At 54.2% G+C, this 26872-nt stretch carries 23 protein-coding genes; 2 read left to right on the top strand and 21 right to left on the bottom strand.

Annotation, left to right across the window (positions count from 1 at the left end; translation table 11 throughout):
* Nucleotides 1-180 precede the first annotated feature (180 nt).
* The 13 genes from cpoB to mngA form a co-directional block, all read right to left on the bottom strand.
* Nucleotides 181-969, bottom strand: coding sequence for a cell division protein CpoB (gene cpoB, locus INF86_RS11265; RefSeq protein WP_045308831.1), 789 nt, complete (start codon nucleotides 967-969; stop codon nucleotides 181-183).
* A 9-nt stretch (nucleotides 970-978) separates the two neighbouring features.
* Nucleotides 979-1500: a peptidoglycan-associated lipoprotein Pal gene (pal, locus tag INF86_RS11260; protein WP_003858578.1), complete on the bottom strand. Its 522-nt coding sequence runs from the start codon at nucleotides 1498-1500 to the stop codon at nucleotides 979-981.
* Nucleotides 1501-1534: 34 nt separating this feature from the next.
* The gene (gene tolB / locus INF86_RS11255; RefSeq protein ID WP_045308832.1) at nucleotides 1535-2827 is read right to left on the bottom strand and encodes a Tol-Pal system beta propeller repeat protein TolB; all 1293 of its coding nucleotides are present in this window, start codon (nucleotides 2825-2827) and stop codon (nucleotides 1535-1537) included.
* A gap of 129 nt (nucleotides 2828-2956) precedes the next feature.
* Complete coding sequence (gene tolA / locus INF86_RS11250; protein WP_063926394.1) at nucleotides 2957-4210, bottom strand: cell envelope integrity protein TolA; 1254 nt, start codon at nucleotides 4208-4210, stop codon at nucleotides 2957-2959.
* Between the two features lie 28 nt (nucleotides 4211-4238).
* Entirely contained in the window at nucleotides 4239-4667 is a 429-nt protein-coding gene (tolR, locus tag INF86_RS11245; protein ID WP_003858589.1) for a colicin uptake protein TolR, read from the bottom strand.
* 3 nt (nucleotides 4668-4670) lie between these two features.
* A complete protein-coding gene (gene tolQ / locus INF86_RS11240; RefSeq protein ID WP_022647470.1) occupies nucleotides 4671-5363 on the bottom strand; it encodes a Tol-Pal system protein TolQ in 693 nt (230 codons plus the stop codon).
* The gene (ybgC, locus tag INF86_RS11235) at nucleotides 5360-5764 is read right to left on the bottom strand and encodes a tol-pal system-associated acyl-CoA thioesterase (RefSeq protein WP_003858593.1); all 405 of its coding nucleotides are present in this window, start codon (nucleotides 5762-5764) and stop codon (nucleotides 5360-5362) included. The genes tolQ and ybgC overlap by 4 nt, the downstream gene beginning before the upstream one ends.
* Before the next feature lie 148 nt (nucleotides 5765-5912).
* Nucleotides 5913-6203 carry a cyd operon protein YbgE gene (gene ybgE / locus INF86_RS11230; protein ID WP_023305710.1) on the bottom strand — a complete coding sequence of 97 codons (291 nt, stop codon included), beginning with the start codon at nucleotides 6201-6203 and terminating at the stop codon, nucleotides 5913-5915.
* Nucleotides 6203-6316 (bottom strand): cytochrome bd-I oxidase subunit CydX, encoded by a 114-nt coding sequence (gene cydX / locus INF86_RS11225; protein WP_014169181.1) that lies wholly within the window; start codon nucleotides 6314-6316, stop codon nucleotides 6203-6205. Before cydX ends, ybgE begins: the two co-directional genes overlap by 1 nt.
* Nucleotides 6317-6330: 14 nt before the next feature.
* The gene (gene cydB, locus INF86_RS11220) at nucleotides 6331-7470 is read right to left on the bottom strand and encodes a cytochrome d ubiquinol oxidase subunit II (protein WP_022647469.1); all 1140 of its coding nucleotides are present in this window, start codon (nucleotides 7468-7470) and stop codon (nucleotides 6331-6333) included.
* A 15-nt stretch (nucleotides 7471-7485) separates the two neighbouring features.
* Nucleotides 7486-9054: a cytochrome ubiquinol oxidase subunit I gene (gene cydA / locus INF86_RS11215; RefSeq protein WP_032624645.1), complete on the bottom strand. Its 1569-nt coding sequence runs from the start codon at nucleotides 9052-9054 to the stop codon at nucleotides 7486-7488.
* A gap of 681 nt (nucleotides 9055-9735) precedes the next feature.
* Entirely contained in the window at nucleotides 9736-12372 is a 2637-nt protein-coding gene (mngB, locus tag INF86_RS11210) for a mannosylglycerate hydrolase (protein ID WP_193543547.1), read from the bottom strand.
* 23 nt (nucleotides 12373-12395) lie between these two features.
* Nucleotides 12396-14312 (bottom strand): PTS 2-O-a-mannosyl-D-glycerate transporter subunit IIABC, encoded by a 1917-nt coding sequence (gene mngA / locus INF86_RS11205; protein WP_193543546.1) that lies wholly within the window; start codon nucleotides 14310-14312, stop codon nucleotides 12396-12398.
* 171 nt (nucleotides 14313-14483) lie between these two features.
* Between mngA and INF86_RS11200 the strand changes: the two genes are divergently transcribed.
* A complete protein-coding gene (locus INF86_RS11200) occupies nucleotides 14484-15200 on the top strand; it encodes a GntR family transcriptional regulator (RefSeq protein ID WP_022647465.1) in 717 nt (238 codons plus the stop codon).
* Between the two features lie 86 nt (nucleotides 15201-15286).
* Here INF86_RS11200 and sucD read toward each other — a convergent pair whose 3' ends face one another.
* The 8 genes from sucD to sdhC all read right to left on the bottom strand — a co-directional run bounded on the left by sucD (nucleotide 15287) and on the right by sdhC (nucleotide 24949).
* A complete protein-coding gene (sucD, locus tag INF86_RS11195) occupies nucleotides 15287-16156 on the bottom strand; it encodes a succinate--CoA ligase subunit alpha (RefSeq protein WP_006809578.1) in 870 nt (289 codons plus the stop codon).
* Nucleotides 16156-17322, bottom strand: coding sequence for an ADP-forming succinate--CoA ligase subunit beta (sucC, locus tag INF86_RS11190; RefSeq protein ID WP_022647464.1), 1167 nt, complete (start codon nucleotides 17320-17322; stop codon nucleotides 16156-16158). The genes sucD and sucC overlap by 1 nt, the downstream gene beginning before the upstream one ends.
* Before the next feature lie 96 nt (nucleotides 17323-17418).
* Nucleotides 17419-18645, bottom strand: coding sequence for a 2-oxoglutarate dehydrogenase complex dihydrolipoyllysine-residue succinyltransferase (gene odhB, locus INF86_RS11185; RefSeq protein ID WP_023299612.1), 1227 nt, complete (start codon nucleotides 18643-18645; stop codon nucleotides 17419-17421).
* A gap of 14 nt (nucleotides 18646-18659) precedes the next feature.
* A complete protein-coding gene (gene sucA / locus INF86_RS11180; protein WP_022647462.1) occupies nucleotides 18660-21467 on the bottom strand; it encodes a 2-oxoglutarate dehydrogenase E1 component in 2808 nt (935 codons plus the stop codon).
* Nucleotides 21468-21705: 238 nt separating this feature from the next.
* Nucleotides 21706-22422 carry a succinate dehydrogenase iron-sulfur subunit gene (locus INF86_RS11175; protein WP_022647461.1) on the bottom strand — a complete coding sequence of 239 codons (717 nt, stop codon included), beginning with the start codon at nucleotides 22420-22422 and terminating at the stop codon, nucleotides 21706-21708.
* Nucleotides 22423-22437: 15 nt separating this feature from the next.
* Entirely contained in the window at nucleotides 22438-24204 is a 1767-nt protein-coding gene (gene sdhA / locus INF86_RS11170; RefSeq protein WP_193543545.1) for a succinate dehydrogenase flavoprotein subunit, read from the bottom strand.
* On the bottom strand, nucleotides 24204-24551 hold the full coding sequence (gene sdhD, locus INF86_RS11165) for a succinate dehydrogenase membrane anchor subunit (protein WP_003858621.1): 348 nt from the start codon (nucleotides 24549-24551) through the stop codon (nucleotides 24204-24206). The genes sdhA and sdhD overlap by 1 nt, the downstream gene beginning before the upstream one ends.
* Nucleotides 24545-24949, bottom strand: coding sequence for a succinate dehydrogenase cytochrome b556 subunit (gene sdhC, locus INF86_RS11160; RefSeq protein WP_026080740.1), 405 nt, complete (start codon nucleotides 24947-24949; stop codon nucleotides 24545-24547). Before sdhC ends, sdhD begins: the two co-directional genes overlap by 7 nt.
* Nucleotides 24950-25588: 639 nt before the next feature.
* Between sdhC and INF86_RS11155 the strand changes: the two genes are divergently transcribed.
* Complete coding sequence (locus INF86_RS11155; protein WP_006809584.1) at nucleotides 25589-26872, top strand: citrate synthase; 1284 nt, start codon at nucleotides 25589-25591, stop codon at nucleotides 26870-26872.

Raw genomic sequence — 26872 nt, 5'->3', positions numbered from 1 at the left:
CCAACTGAGCTAACGACCCACTTTTGCGCTGCTTTCACGTTGTTTGATATCCCGTGGCAACGGCGGCATATATTACTGATTTAAGAATTCTGCGCAACAAAAATTTCGATGAAGATCACTTAACTGCTTAGGAATCATGCTGCACGACCAGAAATAACGCGATTTCTGGTCATGCGATAATCAACCCATCGAACTCAAACGTTTTTGCGCTTGTTTGGCGCCGTCTGTACCCGGGAATTTCGCAACCACCTGCTGATAAACCGCTTTGGCTTTTGCAGTGTCGCCTTTGTCCTGCATGATCACGCCGACTTTATACATCGCATCCGGCGCTTTCGGTGATTTCGGGTAATTTTTCACCACAGAGGCAAAATAAAACGCCGCATCATCCTTTTTACCCTTGTTGTAATTCAACTGACCTAGCCAGTAGTTCGCATTTGGCTGATAAGTAGAATCAGGGTACTTCTTAACGAAGTTCTGAAACGCAACGATAGCATCGTCCTGGCGCGATTTGTCCTGTACCAGGGCAATGGCCGCGTTATAGTCCGTATTCGCGTCACCGCTCTGTACAGGCGCACCTGACGACGGGGAGGCATCTGCCGCAGGTGCAGGCGTCGCCGCACCGCTTTGATCGCCTGCTGCTGGCTGTGCTGCTGCTCCGCCACTGTTCAGGCTATCCATCTGCAACAAAATTTGCTTCTGGCGCTCCACAACCTGATTAAGCTGATACTGGCTCTCCTGAATCTGACCACGAAGGGAATCAATATCATTCTGGTTATCGGAAAGCTGCTGCTGGAGTTGAGTTAAAAGTTGGCTGTGAGCGTTAGAAATACGCTCGAGTTGAGTAACCCGGTCTTCTACCGAGCCTGAGCCGACACTACTGATTGGTGCCTGAGCAAAAGCGGCCCAGGGGGCCGCTATTCCAACCAGTAACGACAGACTCATCAGATGATGTCTGAAGTTACTGCTCATGCAATTCTCTTAGTAAACGAGTACGGCACGACGGTTTTTGGAGTAAGCCGCTTCGTCGTGACCCAGTACTGCTGGTTTTTCTTTACCGTAAGAAACGATGGAGATCTGGTCAGCAGAAACGCCTTTACCCTGCAAATACATTTTAACAGCGTTTGCACGACGTTCACCCAGGGAGATGTTGTACTCCGGAGTACCACGTTCGTCCGCATGACCTTCTACGGTGACTTTGTAAGACGGGTTGCTACGCAGGAAGTTTGCGTGCGCATCCAGCATCGCAGCGAAGTCAGAACGGATGTCGTATTTATCCAGATCGAAGTAAACGATGTTGTTCTGCTGTAACTGCTGCATCTGAAGACGCGCTTGCTCTTCAGAAGACATATTGCCATTGCCGTTAGCGTCCATACCGGTGCCGGCACCCATCATGCCTTCGCCGCTCTGGTCATTGCTTGCGTTCTTGTTAGAAGAACACGCTGCGATTGCCATAACAGGCAGAGCGATCATCAGCCCCTTCAGCACTTTGTTCAGTTGCATTTCTAAGATTCCTTTAGTAATCAATTAATTATTATTACAGATACGGCGACCAGGCAGGTGATTTTACCTGTCCATCAGTTGCCGGAAGACGCGCTTTGAAACGCCCATCTGTAGAAACCAGATTCAGCACGGATCCCATCCCCTGAGAAGAGCTGTAGATTACCATAGTGCCGTTAGGTGCCAGACTTGGCGTTTCATCCAGGAACGTTGACGACAGTATTTGTACGCCTCCCGTTACCAGATCTTGTTTGGCAATGTGCTGCTGACCACCCGCAGTGCTAACCATTACCATTGTTTTACCATCGGCACTGACGTCAGCATCCTGGTTCTGAGAACCTTCCCAGGTAATACGCTGCGCTGCTCCGCCGTTGATATTCATTTTATAGACTTGTGGACGACCCGCCTGGTCAGACGTAAAGGCCAGATTCTGGCTGTCCGGGAACCAGGTTGGTTCAGTATTGTTGCTACGGCCGTCCGTAATCTGGCGGATCTGACCAGATCCAATATCCATCACATACAGGTTCAGGCTACCGGTTTTAGACAGGGCAAACGCCAGTTTGGTACCGTCCGGAGAGAACGCAGGTGCACCGTTGTGACGTGGGAATGACGCAACCTGACGAACAGCACCGTTAGAGAGCGTCTGGATGACCAGCGCGGAGCGGCCGCTTTCGAAGGTCACATACGCCAGCTTTGAGCCGTCCGGAGACCATGCCGGAGACATCAGCGGCTGCGGTGAACGGTGTACGGTGAACTGGTTGTAACCATCGTAGTCAGAGACGCGCAGCTCATAAGGGAACTGGCCGCCGTTGGTCTGTACCACGTACGCGATACGGGTACGGAACGCACCTTTAATACCGGTCAGCTTCTCGAACACTTCGTCACTCGCCGTATGGCCAGCGTAGCGCAGCCACTGCTTGTTCACTTTATACGTGTTCTGAGCCAGAACGGTACCCGGCGCACCGCCGGTATCAACCAGCTGATACGCAACGTTATAGCCGCCGTCTGGTGCAGGCGTAACCTGACCGACAACTACCGCATCAATACCCAGCGCAGACCATGCAGCAGGCTGAACGTCCTGCGCAGTACCCGGCTGCTGAGGCAGGCGGGAACGATCTAATGGGTTAAATTTACCGCTGTTACGCAGGTCAGCTGCAACAATGCCGCCAATATCTTCAGGCGCAGCGCCCGGGCCTGCCCACTGGAACGGAACGACACCAATCGGACGCGCCGAGTCCACCCCCTGGGTGATCTCGATACGTACTTCTGCGTGCAGTACAGCTGCCCACAGCATTAAAAAACTAACTGCTACACGTAATGCCTGCTTCATCATATCTCCCTTATCTGGGTAACCTTACCCACGATAATTTAGCAGAATGTTAACAAACCCAAATAGACAAAACTACTTATCCTGTTTACGACCATAGACTGTTTTTCATACTTCCGTTAGAAGAGTTGATTACAGCTTAAAGTCCAGTTTGGCATCTTTTATCCTTTCATAAACAGCCTCGCTAGGCGGTTTAGGAATGTTCGCCGATCTGGCTGCGGCCAACGCTGCCTGACAGAGCGCAGGATCGCCCCCTTCAGACGTCACGCTTTTCAACCTGCCGTCTGGCGCAAGATTGATGTGCAGTACGCATTGCTTGCCCTGATACAGGCCTGCATCAAAGAGTCGGCTCTGAATCGCAACCTGGATCTGTTTGGCATAAGCACTGATATCTGCACCTGTTGCCCCACCGTTGGCTCCGGAGGTACCGCTGTCTTTTGACGGCTGTCCATTTCCTTTCGCCCCACCGCCCGTTTTCGGTGCATTCTTACCGGAACTCAGGTCGCCCAGCAGATCGTCAACTCCTGCGGCTGCGGCAGCTTTCTCAGCGGCAGCGGCCTTTTTAGCAGCAGCTTTTTCGGCTGCTGCTTTCTTATCGGCAGCGGCTTTCTCAGCTGCAGCTTTTTTATCAGCAGCGGCTTTTTCCGCAGCGGCGGCTTTTTCTGCCGCAGCTTTCTCAGCGGCAGCCGCTTTCTTCGCCGCTTCGGCGGCCGCTTTTTTCTCTGCTTCCTGGGCGGCTTTCTTCGCGGCTTCTGCTTCGGCTTTCTTCTGTGCGTCAGCAGCGGCTTTTTTCGCGGCTTCGGCTTCCGCTTTCTTCTTCGCATCAGCAGCGGCTTTCTTCGCGGCTTCTGCTTCGGCCTTCTTCTGCGCGTCAGCAGCGGCTTTTTTCGCTGCTTCTGCGGCTACTTTCGCCTGAGCATCTGCCTGCGCCTTAGCGTCTGCTGCGGCTTTGGCTGCCGCCTCTTCCGCTTGCTTCTGCTGTTCCTGAGCTTTCTTCGCGGCGGCTTCAGCCTGTTTCTGCTGCTCCGCCTGCTCTTTCGCCGCTTCCTGTGCCTGCAAACGCTCTTTCTCAAGCTGCTTCAGACGCTCCTGCTCGGCGGCCTGCTTTTCACGTAGCTCTTCCGCCTGCTGTTGCGCCTGTTTTTCACGCTGTTCTTCCGCACGTTTTGCACTCGCCTGCTGCTGTTGCTGGCGATTATAGTTCTGCACTACCGCACCGGGATCCACCATGACGGCGTCGATGGACGAGCCCCCACCGCCGCCTGATGCATCAAGGTGCTCATCGAACGAACTCCAGATCAGCGCTGCAAAAAGAATCACGTGCAGCACTGCGGAGACGATTATCGCTCGCTTAAGCTTGTCGTTCTGTTCGGTTGCCTTTGACACTATCGGTTCCCAAAAACTACGCAGATGATCAAATAGGCTGAGTCATTAAGCCAACTGACTTAACGCCCGCGCTATGTAGCAAGTTCAGCGCTTTGATAATTTCATCATATGGTACGTCTTTCGCACCACCGATTAAGAAGACCGTCTTCGGATTTGACTCCAGGCGTCGTTGCGCTTCAGCAATAACCTGCTCGGGCGGAAGCTGATCCATACGATCTTTCTCTACCACCACGCTGTACTGCCCTACGCCGGAAACCTCAATGATGACCGGAGGATCGTCATTGGTGCTTACCGCCTGTGATTCTGTCGCATCCGGCAGATCCACTTCCACGCTCTGGGTGATGATGGGCGCTGTCGCCATAAAGATCAGCAGCAGCACCAGCAGCACGTCCAGTAACGGAACGATATTGATTTCGGACTTGAGCTCGCGACGACCTCGTCCACGCGATCTGGCCATGGTTTACCCCTTGTTGCTCTCGGTGCTGGTAAACGCCTGACGATGCAGAATCGCGGTGAACTCTTCCATAAAGTTGTCGTAGTTCAGTTCCAGTTTATTCACGCGCTGGTTCAAACGGTTGTACGCCATTACCGCCGGAATTGCCGCGAACAGACCGATTGCGGTCGCGATCAGTGCTTCTGCGATACCCGGTGCCACCATCTGCAAGGTTGCCTGCTTCACCGCCCCCAGGGCGATAAAGGCGTGCATGATCCCCCACACCGTACCAAACAGGCCGATATACGGGCTGATGGAGCCAACGGTTCCGAGGAAAGGAATATGCGTTTCAAGATTTTCCAGTTCGCGATTCATGGAGATGCGCATCGCACGCGACGCACCTTCTACCACGGCTTCCGGCGCATGGTTGTTAGCACGGTGTAAGCGAGCGAACTCTTTGAAACCACTATAAAAAATTTGTTCGGAGCCTGAAAGGTTATCACGGCGTCCCTGGCTTTCCTGATAGAGACGAGAAAGCTCTATACCCGACCAGAACTTATCTTCAAACGCTTCGGCTTCGCGGCCAGCGGCATTGAGGATACGCGTTCTCTGGATGATGATGGCCCAGGATGCGATTGAAAAACCAATCAAAATCAACATGATAAGTTTAACCAGAAGGCTTGCCTTCAGGAACAAATCAAGGATATTCATGTCAGTCACTGCTTAAACTCCGCGACAATAGACTTAGGAAGCGCACGAGGCTTCATTATGGTTGGATCAACACAGACAATCAGGACTTCAGCTGAGTTCAGTACCGTGTTCTCTGCATTGACTATCCGCTGCGTGAAAACCAGTGAAGTTCCGCGCATTGATGTAATTTCTGTTTGGACTTCGAGCATATCGTCGAGTCTGGCAGGCGCAAAATACTCAAGCGTCATCTTGCGTACCACGAAGGCAACTCGCTCAGCCAACAGCACCTGTTGACTAAAGTGATGATGGCGCAGCATCTCTGTGCGTGCCCGTTCATAAAAAGCAACGTAGCTGGCGTGGTAGACCACACCACCGGCATCGGTATCTTCGTAATAGACACGTACCGGCCATCGAAACAGCGTTGTATTCACTTTACATCCCGGTAATACAAGAAAAGTTGGAGCTTTCAAACTTCGCTACTATACGCGCGGGAATGATGGTTTGGAATGGGGGAAAGTAAACGGAGAGTAAATTTTTATGGGCTCGGGTAAGCCCATATCATTAACGGACATTTCTTATTCAGAAGAAGAAGAAAATCAAACCGGCGAGAAGAACCAGATCGGCAATCAGCGGGCAGAAGATACCCTGCCAGTGAAGCGCTTTCGGATGAAAGCCGACACCGTGAATCACACCTGCACACACCGCCCACATAATCAGGAAGCCGTGCCAGATCTCAAGCTCGCTGGTTTTAGCCGCGAAGCGCGACGGGTCCCAGAAGATACAGCCCGCCAGCAGTAATGCCATAATGAGGGAAAGCGCCCGCAGGGGGCGCTTGTCCATTACCGCATATAACGTTGCGATAATATTCATTAGTGCTTATCTTCACCTGCTTTAGACGCTTCTACATGCTCAAGCGCCAGGGCAGTGATGACACCAAATGCACAGGCAAGAAGCGTCCCTAAAATCCATGCGAAATACCACATATTCAGCTCCTTACTTAATACATAGAGTGGGTGTTGCTTTCGATATGTTCTTTAGTGATGCGACCGAACATTTTCCAGTAACACCAGGCGGTGTAGAGCAGGATAATCGGCACGAACACGCAAGCAACGTACGTCATCAGGTTCAACGTCAACTGGCTGGACGTTGCATCCCACATGGTCAGGCTAGCATTCATCATGGTGCTGGATGGCATCACGAATGGGAACATAGCAATACCTGCCGTCAGGATAATGCACGCAAGCGTCAGGGAAGAGAACACGAACGCCATAGCGCCTTTCTCCAGACGAGACATTAACACTGTCAGCAGTGGCAGCAGCACACCCAGAGCAGGGATAGCCCACAGCGCAGGCATATTGTTGAAGTTCACCAGCCATGCGCCAGCCTGACGCGCCACCTCTTTGGTCAACGGGTTAGACGGTGCGGTATGGTTAATGGCGGAGGTCACCACGTAGCCATCAATACCGTACACGACCCACACGCCTGCCAGCGCGAAGCAGACCAGCGTCACCAGCGCCGCCACCTGAGCGGTCGCACGGGAACGCAGGTGCAGTTCACCTACGGTACGCATCTGGAGATAGGTTGCGCCCTGGGTGATGATCATCGCCACGCTCACCACGCCCGCCAGCAGACCAAACGGATTCAGCAGCTGGAAGAAGTTACCGGTGTAGAACAGACGCATATATTCGTCGACGTGGAACGGTACGCCCTGTAACAGGTTACCGAACGCCACACCAATGACCAGCGGTGGAACGAAGCTACCAATGAAGATGCCCCAGTCCCACATGTTACGCCAGCGGGTGTCTTCAATCTTGGAACGGTAGTCGAAACCCACCGGACGGAAGAATAAAGAGGCCAGCACCAGAATCATCGCCACATAGAAGCCGGAGAACGCAGCCGCGTAAACCATCGGCCAGGCAGCGAACAGCGCGCCGCCTGCGGTGATCAGCCACACCTGGTTACCGTCCCAGTGCGGGGCGATGGAGTTGATCATGATTCGACGCTCGGTGTCATTACGACCGAGGAAACGGGTGAGCATGCCCACGCCCATATCGAAACCATCGGTGACCGCAAAACCAATCAGCAGAACGCCGATCAACAGCCACCAGATAAAACGCAATACTTCATAATCGATCATTTGATGACTCCTGTCTTAGCGTGCCGGCTGAGTAGTCGTAACAGACTGCTCGTAGTGGTAGCGACCGGTTTTCAGGCTGCTTGGGCCAAGGCGCGCGAACTTGAACATCAGGAACAGTTCAGCCACCAGGAACAGGGTGTACAGACCGCAAATCAGCAGCATGGAGAAGATCAGGTCGCCTGCGGTCAGGGAGGAGTTCGCTACCGCTGTTGGCAGCACCTCACCGATCGCCCATGGCTGACGGCCATATTCCGCAACAAACCAGCCGGACTCGATAGCAATCCATGGCAGTGGGATACCGTACAGCGCGGTGCGCAGCAGCCATTTTTTCTCACCGATACGGTTACGAATGACTGACCAGAACGAGGCCGCGATGATCAGCAGCATGATAATGCCGCAACCCACCATGATGCGGAACGCGAAGTACAGCGGCGCAACGCGTGGAATAGAGTCTTTGGTTGCCATCTGAATCTGCGCTTCCGTCGCGTCGGAGACGTTCGGGGTATAGCGTTTCAGCAGCAGACCGTAACCGAGGTCTTTCTTCACGTCGTTAAATTGATCGCGAACGGCCTGGTCGGTAGAGCCGGCGCGCAGCTGTTCCAGCAGCGAGTAGGCTTTCATCCCGTTACGGATACGCTCTTCATGCTGCACCATCAGATCTTTCAGGCCAGTCACCTGTTTGTCGACGGAGCGCGTGGCGATAATACCCAGAGCGTAAGGAATTTGAATGGCGAAGCGGTTTTCCTGCGCTTCCTGGTCAGGCACGCCGAACAGGGTAAACGCTGCCGGTGCCGGCTGGGTTTCCCATTCAGCTTCAATTGCGGCGAGTTTGGTTTTCTGCACGTCACCCATTTCGTAACCGGATTCATCACCCAGAACAATAACGGACAGAATCGCGGCCATACCGAAGCTTGCTGCGATAGCGAAAGAACGCTTGGCGAACGCGAAGTCACGGCCGCGCAGCATATAGTAGGAGCTGATGCCCAGCACGAACATCGCGCCGCACACATAGCCAGACGCCACGGTGTGCACGAATTTAACCTGGGCAACCGGGTTCAGGACTAGCTCAGCGAAGCTGACCATCTCCATACGCATGGTTTCGAAGTTGAAATCAGATGCGATTGGGTTTTGCATCCAGCCGTTCGCCACCAGGATCCACAGTGCGGACAAGTTGGAGCCTAATGCCACCAGCCAGGTTACCGCCATATGCTGGACTTTACCCAGACGGTCCCAACCGAAGAAGAACAGACCTACAAAGGTGGATTCGAGGAAGAAGGCCATCAGACCTTCAATGGCCAGCGGCGCACCGAAAATATCCCCTACATAGTGGGAATAGTAAGACCAGTTTGTCCCGAACTGGAACTCCATGGTCAGACCGGTTGCCACGCCCAGCGCAAAGTTGATACCAAACAACTTGCCCCAGAACTTGGTCATATCTTTATAAATCTGTTTGCCGGAGAGGACGTAAACCGTTTCCATGATGGCCAGCAGGAACGCCATACCGAGCGTCAGCGGCACAAAAAGGAAGTGGTACATCGCGGTCAAGGCAAACTGTAAGCGCGACAGTTCGACTACGTCTAACATTATGACTCCTTGCTCATCGCATGAAGACTCCGAGAGTGAACCCCGTTAGATAAGGATCCACACGCATGCCCCAATACAAAGTTATCTGCTTCCCTTCTTCGTTGCTTATTCTCTACAGGAGGAAAAAGCAATGATGAAAGGTTACAAATACGTTAAGAAAAAACCAAATTGATCCCGTAAATATAATACGCTGCAAAACCCTTACAATAAACAGGTTTTTATTCGAACAGATTTACGTTTTTCGACGGCGATCAATTTATAGCAAAATTACCACTTTTCGGCCATTTTGATCGGGAACAATTTAACGCCTTTTGGAGCCTTTTTCCAAGGATTAAACATTGATTTAAATCAAAAACAGTCGGTACTGTTAATGATGTTTCTTTGTGACATGGATAGTAAAAACCTTGTTAATAACATGTATATTTAAAGGCATTAATGGTTATAAAAGCCAGAAGATAATATAAACAGTTGTGATTTTTATTAACGCGTGTGAAAAAAGACCTTTTTGCAGGGAGAGAAACATATAATGTTATCCGCTTCACAGTATTTTTCTTTCGTTTTACTACCCGCCTAAAAGATTACATTTCATTCACCTTCGCTAATCTTAAAATTAACACCCTTTGGTGACTATTTGATGAAATAAAGGCCGCAGGGGATGCGGCCTTGATATTGTTCTTGAGATTATCTTTCAATTTTTATGCTGAAGGTCCGTGACTGGCCTGGCCTGAAAGGCCCCGTAATGGCTGAGCCCTCCTCCCCTTGCGCTTTGCACACCTCATTCATGTCCGTTTCGCAACAGGCCTGGACCTCACGGTTCACAGACAAAGCCACGTCACAGGAGCGGGTCTCCGAAGGGTTGTACAGACGAAGAATCATCTCGTCACGATCCTCCGCTTTTTTCAGCGCACTGAGTACACATCCGTTAGGCGCCAGCGTTAGCAGGCTATAGCTACAGGGTGTGGTGAAAGAGGCACGGTTAAGCTTCATCGCATCCCACGGAATTTTGTTATAACAGTGCACTGGCGTTAACCACGACTTCGCCTGCTGCGCAACGCCAGCACTGACGGGCGTACCATTAAAACTGAACAGGCTAAAGCGACAGGTTAACTGGCCCCGCATCTGCGAATCAGGCACCGGCATTTTGATCCCGGACGGCCTGCCAGGGCGCAGAAGTAAGTCTTCCTTCCCAAGCAACCCGACGCCGCGAAGCAACGTCAGGGCAAACGTGTTTTGACGCTCACCTGTTACTTCAAATTCGCGCAACCCTTCGGTAAAAAGCGCCATCCCGTTACGCCGTTCCTGGAGCACTGCGTAGTTGAGCAGATTCCACACCGGCAGCGGCGCTTCCTTCCATCCCTCCTCCTGCCAGTTTGCCATCGCTTCATCCTGTACAGGGCGCGTCAGCGAACCAAACTGGGTATCGGCTAAGACCGTCTCTGTGGTGAATGGTGTCGGGATCAGCACCCGCACACGGTGGTCATCCGCGTGATTTCCGAGACGTGCCTTGACGTCGATACGTCGGCTGTTATGGCTGAGCGTGACCGTGAGTTCTGCCTCAAGCGTTCCCGTCTGCTGACGCGCAGAACGTTCAGCGAGATCCGCTGGCACCGCCATTCGATGGCGGATCACCGCCCTGCTCTGCCAGGCCTCGTGGATCACCTCAACCTCATGTTCGCCCTGCGCGGAAGAGAGTCTCCACTCTTCCCGTGAAGGCGAGTAGTCGTACTCATCGCCATCATCCGAGCTCTCTTCAATTTCCAGCGCGCGGTCATAGATAAGCCCGGACGCTTTATCGAGCAGACGCAAAGTACCGTCCTCGTTTAACGTTACTTCCCAGAAAGCATTTTCCAGTAACGCCTCCGGCGATTTATCTGGCGTCTGCAGTTTGCCGGCCACGTGCGGCTCGATATAGAGCGTGCGGTAACCCATAGATGGCAGGATCTGGTTGAGCTGGATGTCAAACTCCATGAAGGGATCGTAGTTGCCGTAATGCACTATCTGCCGGTCAATCAGCCCGGGGTCTATCTCACGCGCGCTGCGGAGATAATAAGGGATTTCATTTCCCTTTTCGTCCAACAGGCGGAACTGGCTGGCGCGCAGACGTATCGTGGTGTTGATCACTTCCTCACGCGGCCAGGGCGTGAGGTTAAACATCACCAGTTTGTCTTCCTCGCTCTGCGGCATGTTGTCGACAATCTTGCGCATATAGAAGCACGTCAGGTTATCGGCCATGTCTTCCGCCAGCTCAAAGCGTGACATCACCTCGCGATGCACTTTATCGCTGCAGCAGCAGCCGATACTGTCGTGGGCGTGATTCTTGAGGATCTCTTTCCACATTTTTTCCAGCAAGCCGTGGTGATAGTCAAAGCCCAGCGTCCAGGCAAGCGTAGCCAGCGGCTCAAGGACGTTGACGATTTTATTCTCTATCCGGGCGTGGGCGATTTTGATGTCCATCCTCGTGGAGCCGATCGTCCGGTGCACCCGCATATATTTACCGTCAATAAATTCCCCTTTCAGCGTCGCCAGTTCATCTCGGTGCGCATCGATATGGTCAAACACCTCCTCGAAGCGGCTCATCACAAACTGACGCTGCGGGTAGATTTTGCGCAGCTTATCCATCACCGCAAATATGTTCTGCTGGAGCGGCATCTGATCATGGCCGTTAGGCAGCAAAATTTCTTTCGTCACGGAGGCTTTTTCGAGCACCTCGAAGTAGTTGTCGAGCCGTTTGCGCAGTCCGGCTTCATCCTCCGGTAAGTACTTACCAATCGCGTAGCCCAGCGGCAGTACCTGTGCCGTCACTTCGCTACCGTCCTGGCTTTGCCAGAGAAATTCGGTTTTATCGGTACCGTGCCGCTCGGAACACCCGCGCCAGAACATGGTGCGCGTGATGCCAAAACCGTTGTAAATGTGTGGCAGCTGGGAAGACATGCCGAAGGAGTCCGGCAGATAGCCAATTTTCATCGGCTCACCAAAGGCCAGACAGTCGCGCATGCCGTACATCAGATTGCGCACAATCGACTCGCCGGAGACAAGGGTGGTGTCCGTCTGGGTATACCACGGCCCGATAATCAGCTTCCCGGCCGCCACCAGCGCCTTCACGCGTGGCCTGTTTTCCGGTTTCACGGCAAAATAATCTTCCAGCACCGCCGTCTGGCCGTCGAGAACGTAGTATTTATACTCTGCGTCCTGCTCAAGACGGGTGAGGATCTCTTCCATATTATTGACCAGAAGAATACGTGACGCTTCGGTGGTGAAGTACCACTCCCGGTCCCAGTGCATATGTGGCGTGATATGAACGCGAGATACAGCTTTCATCTTCGTTTCCTGTCAGTGCGTGTTTAGGATGGTATGTCTTCAGTCACGTAGGTACCGCTCTTCACGGCCTGGCGTCGCCAGAGCAGTAAAATGAGCGTAGAGATTGCGGCGCCCACCAGCGCGGCGCCAAACCACCCGGCAGCGGCTATCACGCCGCCCAGCCCGGCATCATGCAGTAAGAAGAGAGAGAAAATGCCCGCGCCCGGGGTGGAGAGCCCAATACCCATCGCTCCGACAATCGCTCCGGTCGCCATTGACCCCAGAACAAATGAGCCGATGACTCGCAACGGATCCTCGATAGCCATCGGAATTGCCCCTTCGGTGATGCCCGCCAGCCCCAGCAGCCAGGTGGATTTTCCGGTCTCAATTTCGAACTGTTTAAACAGATTCGGAGCCAGCATCGTTGATGCCGTCACGGTAAAGGCCGAAACCATTTTGACGGAGGCGAAGATCGCATAAGGCCCGTATACGCCGTTGGCCATCGCGCCCAGACAGAACGCGTAAGAGGCTTTGTTGACCGGACCGCCCAGATCGAACGAGCACATAAAGCCCAGGATCGCCCCCAGCAGCAACGCGTTCGCGCCGGAGAGACCATTAAGCCAGGCGGTCAGGGCGTTATTGATCCAGGCCACCGGTTCGCCGATCACAAACAGCATCAGGCTGCCTGCGCCCAGTACGCCAATCACCGGATAGAGATAAAAGGTCAGAAAGCCGTTGTAGCGGCTACTCAGCCGGATGTGGTTTTTCACCCAGCGCATCAGGTAGCCCGCAATCAGCCCGCCGACGATGGCCCCCAGAAAGCCGGAGCCGATCATATTGGCGGCAAGGCCCGCCGCAAAACCCGGCGTAAGCGCAGGTTTATCCGCCAGCGAGTAAGCGGTATAGGCCGCCAGAACAGGGACCATCAGAATGCCGAGCATCCCACCGCCCAGTTTGCGGTACATCCACAGCCACGAGTTTTCCTGATCGAACAGGTGCTGCAAGCCCAGGATTTGCGCCAGGAGTACCGACACGGCCAGCACCGTGCCGCCAGCGACAATCAGCGGCACCGCAAAGGAGATACCGCTGAGCAGCGCTTGCTTGAGTTCGGTTTTAACGGACTTTTTCGCGTCCGAGTCGACATGCGCAGGACGCGCATCGGATACAGGCTGTAGCGCCAGCGCACGCTCAATGAGCGCTTCCGCATGGCGCAAGGGTTCCGCGACGGGCACGGAAATGGCGGGGATCCCCTGAAAACGCTCACGCTCTTTGATCGCCACTTCCGCCGCGAAGATACACGCTTTTGCCTCCTGCAAATGCTGCGCGGTGATGCGCCCCTCAATACCGTTTGCCCCCTGCTTTTCGACCACTACATTGACGCCGAGCTTACGTCCCGCTTTTTCGAGATATTCCGCCGCCATGTAGGTATGGGCGATCCCGGCCGGACAGGCGGTAACGCAGACGATCGTCGGGGCATTCTCTGCGACGGCGGTTTCTTGCGCCTCAGGCGCCGTTTCCAGCGCAGCAAGCACCGCTTCCGCGCTGGTCGCCGTCATCACGTGCGCCCTGAGATCGTCATCCGCCAGGCGGGACGTCAGTTCCGTCAGCACCTGAATATGCGTTGATCCCGCTTGTGCGGGAGGAATGGCGAGCAAAAAAATCAGCTCGACTTCCTCCGGTCCGTCCACGCCTTCCCAGACCAGCGGCTCGCGCAGTGTTGCCACGGCAAAAGCCGCTTCCTTTACTGCCGCTGATTTACCATGGGGTACGGCCAGCCCCTCGCCCAGCGCCGTCGGGCCAAGCGATTCGCGATGGAAAACCTCTGCCAGAAACGTATCGGCGTCGGCTATTTTGCCCAACGCTACCAGCCGCGTCGCAAGCTGACGGATTGCCTCATCACGGCTGGTAAACTGCGCCTGCACGCAGACAGCACGGGGGTCGGTCAGAGTCGTCAGGTTCATAAGATCCTCACCTATCCAAAGTTATTGTCTGGGGAGGATTGTGGCAGACTGGATAATACATTTATGTAATCATTTTCACTAACAACGATATTTGTATTTAATTTGTATTATTTACAAATCAGTCACTGAAGGCATAATTCCCCTAAAAAGGTATTAAAAAGGCGTAACACAATGGGCAATAAACCGATGTACCGGCAGATCGCCGATGCGTTCCGCGAGAAGATTAACGCCGGGGAATTAAAACCCGGAGACGCGCTGCCGACGGAATCCAGCCTTCAGGAGGCATTTAACGTTAGCCGTGTCACCGTGCGGCAGGCTTTGAAGCTGCTCGCCGACGAGCAGATCATCGAAAGCATTCAGGGCAGCGGCTCGTATGTAAAAGAGGAGCGGGTGAATTACGATATTTATCAGCTTACCGGCTTTTACGAAAAACTGGCGGATCGCAACGTTGATACGCACAGCGACGTCAGCGTCTTCGAAGTGGTGAAAGCCGATGAGCGGCTCGCGGCAAAACTGGCGCTCAATCCGGATGATAAGGTCTGGCACGTCAAGCGCGTACGCTTCATCAGGGAAAAGCCGGTGAATCTGGAAGAGACATGGATGCCGCTGGCGATGTTCCCCGACCTCACCTGGGAAGTGATGGAACAGTCGAAATACCATTACATTGAGCAGGTCAAAAAGCTGGTTATCGATCGCAGCGAGCAGGAGCTGGTGCCAGTCATGCCATCGGACGAGGCGATTGCCGCCCTGGCGCTCGATCCGGCAAAACCAATTCTTGAAAAAGTTTCCCGCGGCTTCCTGAAAGACGGCCGGGTATTTGAATACAGTCGCAACGTGTTTAATACCGACGACTATAAATTCACTCTGGTGGCTAAACGCAGGCAATAAAAAAAGGCCGCTTTACAGCGGCCAACCATGTCGAAACGGACATTTTTTTATACTTCAACGCGCCCCATTCGGAGAGCAGAGAGGACTTACTTAATGATGGATTTCAGTGCTTCACCGATATCCGCCAGGCTGCGAACGGTTTTCACGCCTGCGGCTTCCAGTGCTGCGAATTTCTCATCAGCCGTACCTTTACCGCCAGCGATAATCGCACCCGCGTGACCCATACGTTTGCCTTTCGGCGCGGTCACACCCGCGATATAACCCACCACCGGCTTGGTCACATGATCTTTGATGTAAGCAGCCGCTTCTTCTTCCGCGCTACCACCGATCTCACCGATCATCACGATCGCTTCGGTCTGTGGATCTTCCTGGAACAGCTTCAGGATGTCGATAAAGTTAGAGCCTGGGATCGGGTCACCGCCGATGCCCACGCAGGTGGACTGGCCGAAGCCGTAATCGGTGGTCTGCTTAACCGCTTCATAGGTCAGGGTACCGGAACGGGACACGATGCCCACTTTGCCCGGTTTGTGAATGTGGCCCGGCATGATGCCGATTTTGCATTCGCCCGGGGTGATAACGCCTGGGCAGTTCGGACCGATCATGCGCACGCCTGCTTCGTCCAGCTTCACCTTCACGGTCAGCATATCCAGCGTCGGGATACCTTCGGTGATGGTGATGATCAGCTTAATGCCTGCGTCGATCGCTTCCAGAATAGAGTCTTTACAGAACGGCGCTGGAACGTAGATCACGGTCGCGGTTGCGCCCGTCGCTTCTACTGCTTCACGCACGGTGTTGAACACCGGCAGGCCCAGGTGCGTGGTGCCGCCTTTACCTGGCGTTACGCCGCCAACCATCTGCGTACCGTAGGCAATCGCCTGTTCGGAGTGGAAAGTCCCCTGGCTACCGGTGAAGCCCTGGCAGATAACCTTGGTATCTTTATTAATTAAAACGGACATTATTTCCCCTCCACTGCGGCAACAACCTGCTGAGCTGCATCCGTCAGACTTTTCGCTGCAATAATATTCAGGCCGCTGTCAGCCAGTTTTTTCGCGCCGAGTTCAGCGTTATTCCCTTCCAGACGTACAACAACCGGAACGTTAACGCCCACTTCTCCTACCGCGCCGATGATACCGTCGGCGATCAGGTCGCAACGTACGATACCGCCGAAGATGTTCACCAGAACCGCTTTTACGTTGCTGTCAGAGAGAATGATTTTGAACGCTTCGGTTACGCGCTCTTTGGTTGCGCCACCGCCCACGTCGAGGAAGTTCGCTGGCTCACCGCCGTGCAGCTTAACGATGTCCATGGTGCCCATTGCCAGGCCCGCACCGTTAACCATGCAGCCGATGTTGCCATCCAGCGCCACGTAGTTCAGCTCCCACTGGGCAGCCTGCGCTTCACGCGGATCTTCCTGAGACTGGTCGCGCATTTCGCGCAGATCCGCCTGGCGGAACAGCGCGTTGCCGTCAGCGCCCAGCTTGCCGTCGAGGCAGATCAGGTCGCCCTGGGTGGTGATCACCAGCGGGTTGATCTCGATCAGCGCCAGATCGCGCTCCAGGAAGATGGTCGCCAGCCCCATGAAGATCTTGGTGAACTGCTGAACCAGCTTGCCTTCCAGACCCAGTTTGAACGCCAGCTCACGACCCTGGTAAGGCATTGGGCCCGCCAGCGGATCGATTGCCACTTTGTGGATCAGGTGCGGGGTCTCTTCCGCCACTTTTTCGATTTCCACGCCGCCTTCGGTAGATGCCATGAACACCACGCGACGGGAGCTACGGTCTACGACTGCGCCGAGGTACAATTCTTTCGCGATGTCGGTTGCCGCTTCAACCAGGATCTGGTTGACCGGCTGGCCATTCGCATCTGTCTGGTAGGTTACCAGACGCTTGCCGAGCCAATGTTCAGCAAACGCACGGATCTCTTCTTTGCTCTTAACAACCTTCACACCGCCCGCTTTACCACGGCCACCAGCGTGAACCTGACATTTAACTACCCACGGGCCGGAACCGATTTTAGATGCGGCTTCTTCTGCTTCACGCGGGGTAGTACAGGCATAACCCACCGGAGCCGGTAAGCCTGACCTGGCAAACAGCTGTTTGGCCTGATATTCATGTAAGTTCATGTGTTCTATCCATCCTTCAGGGTAATCGTTATCTTCAAACCTGTAGACCGGCGCTACGCTTATCCGGCCTACAGGGCAGGTGATGCTAAATAGTTACTAAACGTCCAGCAGCAGACGCGTTGGATCTTCCAGCAGCTCTTTAATGGCAACCAGGAAGCCTACGGACTCGCGGCCGTCGATCAGGCGGTGATCGTATGAGAGCGCCAGGTACATCATCGGCAGGATCTCAACTTTACCGTCTACCGCCATTGGACGATCTTTAATGGCGTGCATACCCAGGATCGCGCTCTGCGGCGGGTTGATGATCGGGGTAGACATCAGCGAGCCGAACACGCCACCGTTGGTAATGGTGAAGTTACCGCCGGTCAGGTCTTCAACGGTCAGCTTGCCGTCGCGGCCTTTCACGGCCAGCTCTTTGATTTTCTTCTCAATGTCAGCCATACCCAGGGTGTCCACATCACGCAGAACCGGGGTGACCAGGCCGCGTGGGGTAGAAACCGCCATGCTGACGTCGAAGTAGTTGTGGTAAACCACGTCATCGCCATCGATAGACGCGTTCACTTCCGGGTAGCGTTTCAGCGCTTCAACTACCGCTTTCACGTAGAAGGACATGAAGCCCAGACGGATACCGTGACGTTTTTCAAACGCGTCACCGTACTGCTTGCGCAGGTCCATGATTGGCTTCATGTTGACTTCGTTGAAGGTGGTCAGCATCGCGGTGGAGTTTTTCGCTTCCAGCAGACGCTCGGCCACGCGCTTGCGAAGGCGGGTCATCGGCACGCGTTTTTCGCTACGTGCGCCCAGAGCTGGCTGTGCCGCTGGTGCTGCCGCAGGGGCTTTCGCTTCCGCTTTCGCCTCTGAAGGCGCTTTTGCCAGATGCTTGTCGATATCTTCGCGAGTCAGACGGCCACCCACGCCGGTACCTTTGATGGCTGCCGGATCGAGGCTGTGCTCAGCCAGCAGGCGACGGATCGCCGGGCTGAGCGCGTCATTAGTTTGCTCTTCCAGAGACGCCTGCTGGCGCTGGGCTGGGGTAGACGCTTTCTCTTCAGATTTCGCGCTGGACTCTTTGCCCGCGCTGTTGCCTTCACGCAGGCGACCCAGGATCTGGCGAGAAGTCACGGTCGTACCTTCGTCTTCCAGGACTGCATCCAGAATGCCATCCGCTGAAGCCGGTACTTCCAGTACCACTTTGTCAGTTTCGATTTCTACCAGCACTTCGTCACGGGTTACCGCGTCGCCTGGTTTTTTGTGCCAGGTGGCGACGGTTGCATCTGCTACGGACTCAGGCAGGTCGGGAACAAGAATATCTACGCTACTCATTATGTATCCTTTAATTAATCGACGTTCAGCGCGTCATTGACCAGATCTTGTTGCTGCTTCTGGTGAACGGACATATACCCTACCGCCGGAGAGGCGGAGGCCGGGCGACCTGCATAACGCAGGGCAGACCCAAATGGAATCACTTCACGGAAATGATGCTGGCTGCAATACCATGCGCCCTGGTTGAGCGGCTCTTCCTGGCACCAGACAAAATCATGAACGTGAGCGTACTGTTTCAGCACTTCCTGCATCGCCTGATGCGGGAACGGATAAAGCTGCTCGATACGCACGATGGCGACATCTTTCTGATCGTTCTTACGGCGCTGTTCCAGCAGGTCGTAATAAACCTTACCAGAACACATTACGACACGCTTAACGGCCTGCGGATCCAGCTCGTCAATTTCACCGATGGCTGGCAGGAAGGTGCCGTTAGCCAGTTCATCCAGGCTCGAAACCGCCAGCGGATGACGCAGCAGGGATTTTGGCGACATGACCACCAGCGGACGGCGCATACCGCGCAGCGCCTGACGACGCAACATGTGGTACACCTGAGCCGGGGTGGACGGCACGCAGACCTGCATGTTCTGCTCGGCGCAGAGTTGCAGATAACGCTCCAGACGCGCGGAGGAGTGCTCCGGCCCTTGTCCTTCATAGCCGTGCGGCAGCAACATCACCAGACCACACATACGGCCCCACTTCTGCTCACCGGAGGAGATGAACTGGTCGATGACGACCTGCGCACCGTTGGCGAAGTCACCGAACTGCGCTTCCCAGATAGTCAGGGTGCGGGGTTCTGCGGTGGCGTAGCCGTATTCGAAGGCCAGAACCGCTTCTTCTGACAGCACGGAGTCCCAGACCTTGAACTGGCCCTGACCGTTATGCACGTGCTGAAGCGGAGTATAGGTTGAACCGTTAGACTGGTTGTGTACAACCGCATGACGGTGGAAGAAGGTGCCACGACCCGCATCTTCACCGGACAGACGAACCGGAATACCTTCGTCAACCAGCGTCGCATAGGCCAGCGTTTCCGCGCCGCCCCAGTCGAACAGCTTCTCACCCGCCGCCATGGCCTGGCGGTCGCCATAGATCTTGGCCACGCGGGATTGCATTTCGATCGCTTCCGGCACGGTGCTGATGCGTTTAGCCAGCTCCTGCAAACGCTTCATCTCAACCTTGTTCGGGTAGCTCTCGTCCCACTCGTGGTTGAGGTACGGCGACCAGGTAAAGGAGTGCATGTTCATTGGGCGCAGCTCTTTGACCACGCATTCACCCGCGTCCAGCGCGTCGCGATAAAGATTGACCATTTCGGTCGCATCTTCCAGCGTCGCCACTTTTTCGCTTTCCAGCTTGTCAGCATAGATTTTACGCGGCGTCGGGTGTTTTTTGATTTTCTGGTACATCAGCGGCTGGGTTGCACTTGGCTCATCCGCTTCGTTGTGGCCGTGACGGCGGTAGCAGAAGAGGTCAATGAACACGTCGCGCTTAAAGGTGTTACGGAAGTCCAGCGCCAGACGGGTAACGAAAGCAACGGCTTCCGGGTCATCCGCGTTTACGTGGAAGATTGGCGCCTGAACCATTTTACCGATGTCGGTGCAGTACGGGGTAGAACGCGCATCCAGCGGGTTAGAGGTGGTGAAGCCCACCTGGTTGTTGATTACGATGCGAACGGTACCGCCCACTTCATAACCACGCGCTTTCGACATGTTCAGGGTTTCCTGAACCACGCCCTGCCCTGTGACTGCCGCATCACCGTGAATGGTGATTGGCAGCACTTTATTGCTGCTCGGCTCGTCCAGACGATCCAGACGCGCACGCACGGAACCGATAACCACCGGGCTGACGATTTCCAGGTGCGACGGGTTAAACGCCAGCGCCAGGTGAACCTGACCGCCCTCGGTTTCGATATCCGACGAGAAACCCATGTGGTACTTCACGTCACCGGTGCCGAGGTGCTCTTTATGTTTACCCGCAAATTCGTCGAACAGATCCTGCGGTTTTTTACCCAGCACGTTAACCAGCACGTTCAGACGGCCACGGTGCGCCATGCCCAGCACCACTTCGCGCGTGCCGCTCTTACCGGCATGACGAATCAGCTCTTTCAGCATCGGGACTAACGCATCGCCGCCCTCCAGTGAGAAGCGTTTTGCGCCCGGGAATTTCGCGCCCAGATAGCGCTCAAGGCCTTCGGCTGCCGTCAGTTCGCTGAGGAAACGTTTTTTCTCGTCTGCTGAGAAATTCGCGTGACCCGCCACGGATTCGATACGCTGCTGGATCCAGCGTTTCTCTTCGGTGGAGGTAATGTGCATATATTCCGCGCCGATGGAGCCGCAGTAGGTTTGCTTGAGCGCATCAATCAGATCGCCCAGTTTCATCGTGTCTTTGCCGATGGCAAAGGAACCTACGTTAAAGCTTTCCTGGAAATCGGCCTCGGTCAGATCGTGATAAGCCGGATCGAGATCCGCTACACGTTCCTGCTGCCACAGTCCCAGCGGATCGAGATTCGCATGCTGGTGACCACGGAAGCGATAAGCGTTGATAAGCTGCAGGACTTTTACCTGCTTCGCATTGGTGTCAGGGTCGGAAATCGCAGAAGAGTAACGTGAGGCATCCTTCGCCAGACGACGGAAATAATCACGTGTTTTTGAATGGAATTGATCCGGTTTGACCCCTGTACCAGGCAACTGCTGGAACATGGAACGCCAGTTTGCGTCCACTGAGTCAGGATCGGTTAAGAAGTCTTCATAGAGCTGTTCTATCCAGCTCTGGTTTGAACCAGAGAGGTAAGAAGAGTCCAGCCAGGCTTTCATTGCGCCGTTCTGCATCGTGATCCCTTAAGCATTTTTATGCTTACTTTCGCCGTAGAAACTACCACGCACACCACGTGTACGTGCCGGGGTTCACCTGCGAGCTCTTTTCATTTGGCCCGCGAAGGAACCTTTAGAAACTGTCTAAACTTCAGGGCAGTTTTTAAAGGTTTCTGCAATTTGCCCGGTGGCGCTACGCTTACCGGGCCTACTGTTACGTAGGCCGGATAAGCGCAGCGCCATCCGGCGTTGTTACTTACGCACTGCGCTGCAACAACATCGACTTAATATGGCCGATGGCGCGCGTCGGGTTCAGCCCCTTAGGACACACACTGACGCAGTTCATGATGCTATGGCAGCGGAATACGCTGAAAGCGTCACTTAACCCTTCCAGACGATTCTCGGTTTCGGTATCGCGGCTGTCGATCAGGAAGCGATAGGCAGCCAGCAGACCCGCAGGGCCGATAAATTTATCCGGGTTCCACCAGAATGACGGGCATGACGTTGAACAGCATGCACAGAGAATACACTCGTACAACCCATCGAGTTTTTCACGCTGCTCAGGCGACTGTAAGTGCTCGCGAGCGGGTGGATTTTGCCCATTATTCAATAAGTAAGGCTTAATCTTCTCATATTGTGCATAGAATTGCCCCATGTCCACCACCAAATCACGCACGACCGGCAGGCCAGGCAGAGGACGGATGACAATTTTCTGGCCTGCACGCTGTAGCGCTGAAATTGGCGTGATACAGGCCAGACCGTTTTTGCCGTTCATGTTTACACCGTCAGAGCCACATACCCCTTCACGGCAGGAGCGGCGGAACGACAGCGTAGGATCTTTTTCTTTCAGCTGGATTAAAGCATCCAGCAGCATCATGTCACGACCTTCTTCCGCTTCGAGGGTGTAATCCTGCATACGCGGAGCATCGTCTACATCCGGGTTATAACGATAAACTGAGAATTCGAGTTTCATTATCCTGTCTCCGCATTAGTAAGTACGAATCTTCGGCGGGAACGCCGGACGCAGTTTCGGTTCCATGTTAACGCTACGACGCGTCATGGTTTCCGACTCTGGCAGATACAGGGAATGGCACAGCCAGTTTTCGTCATCACGATCCGGGAAGTCGAAGCGGCTATGGGCGCCACGGCTTTCGGTACGGAAGTTTGCCGACATCGCAGTGGCGAACGCGGTTTCCATCAGGTTATCCAGCTCCAGGCACTCAACGCGCTGGGTGTTGAACTCGCTCGAGGTATCGTCCAGACGGGCATTCTTCAGACGCTCGCGGATCGTTTTCAGCTGCTCCAGCCCTTTGGCCATCGCGTCACCTTCACGGAATACCGAGAAGTTGTGCTGCATACACTCTTGCAGCGCTTTACGGATTTCCACCGGATCTTCGCCGTTACGGTTGCCGTTCCAGCGGTTGAGGCGCTCAAGAGAGGCATCAATCTCGTCGTCGGTCGCATCACGCAACGCGCCCTGCTCGGCAATAGATTCCTGGAGATGCAGCCCCACCGCACGGCCAAATACCACCAGGTCCAGCAGGGAGTTGCCGCCCAGACGGTTTGCGCCGTGCACGGATACGCAGGCAATTTCGCCTACCGCGAACAGACCAGGGATGACCACGTCTTCACCCTGCTCGTTCACGGTCAGCGCCTGACCGGTCACTTTGGTCGGAATACCGCCCATCATGTAGTGACAGGTTGGGATAACCGGAATCGGCTCTTTCACCGGGTCGACGTGGGCGAAGGTGCGGGACAGTTCCAGAATGCCCGGCAGACGGGATTCCAGCACTTCTTTACCCAGATGGTCGAGTTTCAGCTTCGCGTGCGGGCCCCAAGGGCCGTCGCAGCCGCGGCCTTCACGGATTTCGATCATGATGGAACGCGCCACCACGTCACGGCCCGCCAGGTCTTTCGCATTCGGGGCATAACGCTCCATAAAGCGCTCGCCATGTTTGTTCAGCAGATAGCCACCTTCACCACGGCAGCCTTCTGTCACCAGCACGCCCGCACCGGCGATACCGGTTGGGTGGAACTGCCACATCTCCATGTCCTGCACCGGCACGCCAGCGCGGATAGCCATCCCAACGCCGTCACCGGTGTTGATGTGGGCGTTGGTAGTGGACTGATAGATACGGCCTGCGCCGCCGGTGGCCAGCACGGATGCGCGCGCTTTGAAATAGACCACTTCACCGGTTTCAATGCACAGTGCGGTACAACCCACCACCGCGCCATCGGCGTTTTTCACCAGATCCAACGCATACCACTCGGAGAAGATGGTGGTGTGGTTTTTCAGGTTTTGCTGATAAAGGGTATGCAGCAAAGCGTGACCGGTACGGTCAGCCGCTGCTGCGGTACGTGCCGCCTGTTCGCCGCCGAAGTTTTTCGACTGGCCGCCAAACGGACGCTGATAGATGGTGCCATTTTCCAGACGGGAGAACGGCAGACCCATGTGGTCCAGCTCCAGAATCGCTTCCGGGCCGGTTTTACACATATATTCGATGGCATCCTGGTCGCCGATGTAGTCGGAACCTTTTACCGTATCGTACATGTGCCATTCCCAGTTATCTTCATGGGAATTACCCAGCGCAACGGTGATACCGCCCTGCGCAGACACAGTGTGGGAACGGGTCGGGAATACTTTAGAGAGCAGCGCACAGGTCTGGCCGCTCTGGGAAATTTGCAGTGCGGCGCGCATACCTGCGCCACCCGCACCAATCACAACAGCATCAAATTCTCTGACTGGCAGTTTCATTACACACCCCACACCACAACAAATCCATAAATGACGTAAACCAGCAGAGCAACAACAATAATCAGTTGCAGCGGAAGGCGAATCGCCAGCGGTTTAACGTAATCGGTCAACACCTGCCACATGCCAATCCAGGCATGAATAAGGATGGAGAACAGGGCCAGCAGGGTGAACACTTTGGTGAAGGCCGATCCGAAGAAACCACTCCAGATTTCCCACGTCAGTGTGCCGCTAGTGGCGAAGAAACCGATCATATAGATGATGTAGAGCGTGAGGACGATGGCGGTAGCGCGGACCAGGATGAAGTCATGTACGCCGTTGCGTCCTAATGCGGAGGCGTTGCTTACCATACGAGAACTCCTGCGAGAAGTGAAAGCACGACAGTGATCACAAATGAAATGTTAGCGGTACGTTTACCGGCCTCGAACGTCTCTTCCAGGTAACCAAAGTCCATCAGCATATGGCGAACGCCGCCAACCACGTGATAGGCCAGCGCGGTCAGAATGCCCCACATGATAAATTTCACGAAGAAGCTGTTCATGATGGCTGAGGCCTGGAGGAATCCTTCAGGAGATGAGAGGCTGGTTCCCAGTAACCACAGCAAGATACCAACCGCCACAAACGTAATCACACCAGAAACACGGTGCAGAATGGACGCTATTGCTGTTACAGGGAATCGGATCGTTTTGAGATCCAGATTGACAGGTCTTTGTTTTTTCACATTTCTTATCATGAATAACGCCCACATGCTGTTCTTATTGTTTCCTTCCTCCGGACTGCGATGCGGGTCAGACAGCGTTCCTTTTCTATAACTGCGCGTCATGCAAAACATTGCTTCCAAATGCTAAAACGACACGTTACAACGCTGGGTGGCTCGGGATTGCAGGGTGTTCCGGAGACCTGGCGGCAGTATAGGCCGTTCACAAAATCATTACAATTAACCTACATACAGTTTGTTGGGTTTTCTCTGGAACAGTGATCGGGGTCACGATAACAACATCTTTTTAATTTTTAATCATCTGATTTGACAAATGTTAAACAATATTGTTACAAACGTCATCAGAAAAGGCATATAATGCGCAAAAGTTATGAGGTCTCTCTTTCACCTGACAAATAGTTATGTAACAGTGTGATGGTATTGACCGAAGTTATCAGGACAGTTATTAGTGATATACAGGTTTGAATAATTCGGACTGCAAAAACGCTGATTTGCTGTTGTTTCACTGATATTTCATTCGTTTACCTGCAAGGCGCCATAGCTCTGTACCCTGGTTTCTCCTCGTGAGCTGAGCGGTAAGCCAAATAACAATCTGGTAACGATGATTAACAGCTGAAAGCAAATCCGGTAAAGCGCAGTCTTAAGCATAAGGCGCTAAGGAGACCGTAAATGGCTGATACAAAGGCAAAACTCACCCTAAATGGTGATGATGCTATTGAACTGGATGTGCTAAAAGGCACGCTCGGTCAGGATGTTATTGATATCCGTACGCTGGGTTCCAAAGGGGTATTCACCTTTGACCCTGGATTCACCTCCACCGCATCTTGCGAATCCAAAATCACCTACATTGACGGTGACGAAGGTATCCTGCTCCATCGCGGCTTCCCCATCGATCAGTTAGCCACCGAATCCAACTATCTGGAAGTGTGCTACATCCTGCTGAACGGCGAAAAACCGACGCAGGCCCAGTACGATGAATTTAAAACCACCGTGACCCGTCACACCATGATCCATGAGCAGATTACCCGTCTGTTCCATGCGTTCCGTCGTGACTCTCATCCGATGGCGGTCATGTGCGGTATTACCGGTGCGCTGGCGGCGTTCTACCACGATTCTCTGGACGTGAATAACCCACGTCACCGTGATATCGCGGCGTTCCGTCTGCTGTCCAAAATGCCTACTATGGCGGCGATGTGTTACAAATACTCTATCGGTCAGCCGTTTGTGTATCCACGCAACGACCTCTCCTACGCAGGTAACTTCCTGCGCATGATGTTCTCCACGCCGTGTGAAGAGTATGAAGTGAACCCGGTGCTGGAACGCGCGATGGACCGTATTCTGATCCTGCACGCTGACCACGAACAGAACGCCTCGACCTCTACCGTCCGTACCGCAGGCTCTTCCGGCGCGAACCCGTTCGCCTGTATCGCTGCGGGTATCGCCTCCCTGTGGGGACCGGCGCACGGCGGCGCGAACGAAGCAGCACTGAAGATGCTAGAAGAGATCAGCTCCGTTGAGCACATTCCTGAGTTCGTGCGCCGCGCGAAAGACAAGAATGACTCCTTCCGTCTGATGGGCTTCGGTCACCGTGTTTACAAAAACTACGACCCTCGCGCGACCGTTATGCGTGAGACCTGCCATGAAGTGCTGAAAGAGTTGGGCACCAAAGATGATCTGCTGGAAGTGGCGATGGAGCTGGAACACATCGCGCTGAACGACCCGTACTTCATCGAGAAGAAACTCTACCCGAACGTCGATTTCTACTCCGGTATCATCCTGAAAGCGATGGGCATTCCGTCTTCCATGTTCACCGTGATCTTCGCCATGGCGCGTACCGTGGGCTGGATTGCGCACTGGAACGAAATGCACAGCGAAGGCATGAAAATCGCCCGTCCTCGTCAGCTGTATACCGGCTACGAGCAGCGTGATTTTAAGTCTGACATTAAGCGCTAA

Origin of the sequence: Enterobacter cloacae complex sp. I1M (assembly GCF_014982425.1) — a bacterium.
GTDB classification, from domain to species: Bacteria; Pseudomonadota; Gammaproteobacteria; order Enterobacterales; family Enterobacteriaceae; genus Enterobacter; species Enterobacter intestinihominis.
This window is presented reverse-complemented; position numbering and strand designations above follow the sequence as displayed.